Source organism: Okeania sp. (assembly GCF_983059655.1).
This window is the reverse complement of record NZ_CEZPJD010000012.1, coordinates 1-4476: the sequence shown is the minus strand read 5'-3', so window position 1 is coordinate 4476 and position 4476 is coordinate 1. Positions and strand designations below refer to the sequence as shown.

Genomic DNA, 4476 nt, shown 5'->3' with positions numbered 1-4476 from the left:
AATAATTAATACAGATAAAGTCCCTTTTTATTAATTAGCAGCTCAGTTAATGTTAATTATTATTATGTTTATTTCTCCCCTACTCCCCTACTCCCTCACTCCCCTACTCCCCTACTCCCTATTCAAAGGATAAATATCTGCACTACTAGCTGACCATTCCCACATAGAACCAGAATAATTTTTCACCTTAAATCCCAAATCTGTCAATACAGAAGTAGACCAAGCAGAACGTACACCACCCGTACAATAAGTCACAATAATTTTATCTTTTGTAATTCCCTTTTCTTTCAAAATTTCTAAAATTTTATCCCGCGATAATAACATCCCATTATTATCTAACCAATACTTAAAATAGATATGAATTGCTCCTGGAATATGACCGCCACGTTGTTCTCCATAGGGTGTTTTTCCAGCATATTCTTGTGGCTCTCTAGTGTCAATAATTACTAAGTTATCTTTTTCTAAAATTGTTTTTAATTCATTCTGACTAATATGCCAATTTTTATTCCGATTAACAACAAAATCTCCTCTAGGTGGAGAATTATTTTTCGTAAAGTTAACTGTAGGAAAACCTGCTTTAACTAAAGCAGTAAAACCTCCATCGACTAAGAAGGATTTTTGATGACCTAAAGTACGTAACATCCACACTATTCTGCCATCTTCTCCCCAACCATTTATGGCATTGCCAAATACTATTACTGGTTTGTGATTAAAAATGCCTATAGCTTGTAATTTTTCTGTCAAAATTTTGTCATCTGTAAGTAATTTTCCTTTAAATGGAGATTGAGACTGAGAAAATTTTTGCCAGCTAATACAAGTTGCGTTTAACAAACGTTGAGTATTAAATATTTTGCAAGAACGAGCATCTAAAATTGTTGCTCCTTGTACAACTAATTCATGAGCTTGAGTAGAATTAATTATCCATTGATTATTTAATATTTTTTGAGAAGATTGATTAAGAACGAATTGAGAATTAGTAGATTGATTATTAACAATTTCGGCGGTTTTAATATAATTAGCGATCGCTAACGTAGAAATTAATCCAAATGTGATTAATCCTAGCAGTAAAATAAATTTAAGTACACTTAAATTGAGGCTCTTAAACATATAGTAGTTTACTCGTTTATTGGGCATATCTTGGCAGGAAAAAGCAAGGAAAAAAAGTAGGGATAAGGAGCAGATATGTTAGTCAGTTCGTCTTAATTATTCTGATGTTTACCACTCCCCCACTCCCCCACTCCCTTACTCCCCTACTCCTCTACTCCTCTTTTTTAATCCTAAATCAACAGCAACTTTATGAGCGCAAGCGAAACCAGAAAATGCCACAGCATTTAAACCTTGACCAGGAAATGTACTATCTCCAACACAATATAAACCAGGTATTGCAGTACGATTAAATGGCATTGCTAATAGACCTTTTAACTTACGACTAGGAATAGGCCCATAGGTGCCATCTTCACGATTTAAAAATCTTTGATGGGAACGAGCTGTTCCTACTTCCATATAATCTAAACCAGCATCTAAACCAGGAAAAATATTTTCTAATTTATCAATAACTCGCCCCGCAGCTTCTTCTTTTTTTGCTTCATATTCTTTGATTGTTAATCCTTGCCAATCTTCTATATAACTAGGTGTAAAACTATGAACTATATGATGACCTTTTGGTGCTAAATCTGGGTCTAAAAGTGTAGGAATAGAGACAAAAATTGTACCTTCTGATTCTTCCATTTTATCCCAATTTTCTAATACAATATGATGACATTCTGTACCTTCTGGAAATACGGAAGCTTCTACTCCTAAATGTAAACTTAAAAAACTTGGTGATTTTTGATAATTACTGCGCCATTTTTTCTCACTTGGCGGTATATTTTCTGCTGGAATTAACTTACCAAAAGTATCCCATCTCGTCGCATTAGAAATAATTCGTTTACCTCGATAAACCTTACCATTAGTTAACTTAACTCCTACCGCTTTTCCCTTTTCGATAATAATTTGTTGAACGCGAGATTTATATCTAATTTCTCCCCCTGTTTTCTCTAAACCTTCTACCAGTTTTTGAGAAATTTTACCCACACCACCTTTAGGATAATTAATACCACCATAGTGGCGGTCGGAAAACACCATTCCTGCATTAATCATTGGTGTCAAATCTGCTGGAACTACTGACCAACAATAACATTCCATATCAATAAACTTTAATAATTGTTTATCGCTAATATATCGACGTGCAACATCACCTACATTTTGAGGTAAATACTTCAATAAACCTAGACAAGAACCAGGATGTTGAAAAAATGATTTAGAGAGATATTTTAATTCTTCTAGAGATAATAACTCCATAGAATTGAGATAATTAAATACTGCCCAACATTCATCATAAAACTGACGAATTCCTTTTTTTTCCTGGGGAAATATTTGAGTTAATTCTTTGATAAATTTTTCATATTCTTGGTGAACTTTTAACTCTAAATTATCTGGTAGATGATAATGTATTTGTACCGGATCTGGAATTGTTTCTATGCTAACATTTACCGCGTCTAAAGCACGAGTCAGTAAATTTGTTGTACCTTTCTTGCCAAAGCCAAATATCATTGATGCACCAACATCAAATGTGTACCCCTCCCTTTCAAAGTAACCGGAGCTACCACCAGGAATAGTATAACTTTCTAATACTATAACTTTGCCTCCTTTGGCTGCAAGTTGAGTAGCTGTAACTAAACCACCAATTCCAGAACCAATGACTATTGCATCATATTCAAGTATTGGAGGAAATTTGTCAGTTAATGACTGAGATGCTGGAGAAATTGTCATAGTAAAACCTTTGTCAAAATTTGCTAGATTTTAGTGTAGCGCTTATAATGTTAATAGTGTTTGATTTAAATTAATCAAATTTAGTAGATATATATAGCAATTATCAAACTGCTAAGATACACAAGTTATAGAACCAGAAAGGTGAGATATTTATTCAACATTTAGAGGAGAAAATTTTTATTACACTTAATCATGCAGACACGTTATTACAACACATTTTGATAGCAGCAGCACGAAATTTATGTCGTCTTCGTTATTGGTTAAATCATGTTGCTCTTATTTTTCTATAACTTGGAGTTACGTTTTATCTTTATTTCAACAGCATTTCCCAGAGATTACTATTTTTTGGATAGTGCGATCGCTCAGTATAAAGGACATTCTATCGCAGATCACAGCATCAGTAATCTTCTAAATTATTAGACATCTCCAGAAAAGAGGGAACAGGGAACAGGGAACAGGGAACAGGGAACAGAGAAGAATAATTGATAATTTATGGATAAGAATTGATTTTATTTTTAATTTTTGGAGATGTCTATTGCATTAGGAATTGGCTTTCCAATATTCTCAGTATTCGCTTCGCGCTAGCTTTGTAGATAAAATTATTAATAACAATAGAAATATCTTTTTTGACTTTATAGCAATTTGAAAAAAGAATGCTACAAAAAGGTAGATATTGATCGGATATGCTTAAAAATAGCTGCTCCAGTTAATTTGAGATAGTTATTTCTATCTTTTTTCCCTTTTTTTCAATATTTACCCCTTCTTTTTTCTTCCCTATTCCTTCTTTCGTAGGAACGTTGCATGCAACGTCCCTACCATTTATAACAAACATTTATCAAATTGGTATTACTGAAGTTTTGATGATAATTTTTTCGGTTCAACAAACATTGAATTTCTACAAATTTTCTCAATGGTACTAATACTCATCTACTAAATAAATAATAGAATGGGCGGGGGAAAATAGCATTTTTTTATTTACTTTAAAATCAAAATTATCCCCACCTAAATTCCTACTTCTATTATAAATTTACAGCGTTTTCCGTTGTTATGAAGTACAAAATTTTAGGTTTGAGGGAACAGGAAACAGGGAACAGAAAAAAATAAAAATCACTGTACCTCATAGCTTCGGAAACTTCTGTACCTTTTCTTTTGCAAGTTTAATATCTAACTGTCATTTCAGTTATCAGTTATCAGTGCCTCTGCCTATTTGCGCAGCATGACCTAGGAAAGTCAAAGGCTTGAAATATTGAACTTGATTTCTCTTGGTCGATTGGATATGACTAGGAAACCCGCTCTTGACAGAGCCGCTCCGAAGATAGCCATCCCACCCTACGGGAAGCTCCGCTTTTTCCTGCGGAATGCTACGCAAACATGTCGGCGACAGCCGTTAACGTAGTTATGCCCTAGCAAAACGACCGCTCTCTTGGTCGATTGGATATGGCGTTTGCTAGCGCAAAGCTCCGCTAACGCGTTTGCGATAGCATTCCGCAAGGAAAGCGTCCCGGAGGGAACGGAGACCCGCTCTTGCAGAGCCGCTCCGAAGATAGCCATCCCACCCTACGGGAAGCTGCGCTTTTTCCTGCGGAATGCTACGCAAACATGTCGGCGATAGCCGTTAACGTAGTTATGCCCTAGCAAAACAACTGCTTTTCATCCCCTTAAAAG

Annotated in this window: 2 protein-coding genes; both read right to left on the bottom strand. The window is 34.9% G+C overall.

Annotated features, from left to right (window positions below):
* Window positions 1-111: 111 nt before the first annotated feature.
* Complete coding sequence (locus AC3DU7_RS01755; RefSeq protein WP_488037649.1) at window positions 112-1107, bottom strand: sulfurtransferase; 996 nt, start codon at window positions 1105-1107, stop codon at window positions 112-114.
* A gap of 135 nt (window positions 1108-1242) precedes the next feature.
* Window positions 1243-2811, bottom strand: coding sequence for a carotenoid isomerase (gene crtH / locus AC3DU7_RS01750; protein WP_488037648.1), 1569 nt, complete (start codon window positions 2809-2811; stop codon window positions 1243-1245).
* Between the last annotated feature and the right edge of the window lie 1665 nt (window positions 2812-4476).

Coding starts and splice junctions, on each gene's coding strand:
- AC3DU7_RS01755 (WP_488037649.1), bottom strand. CDS start 1,107: ATGTTTAAGAGCCTCAATTTAAGTGTACTTAAATTTATTTTACTGCTA.
- crtH (WP_488037648.1), bottom strand. CDS start 2,811: ATGACAATTTCTCCAGCATCTCAGTCATTAACTGACAAATTTCCTCCA.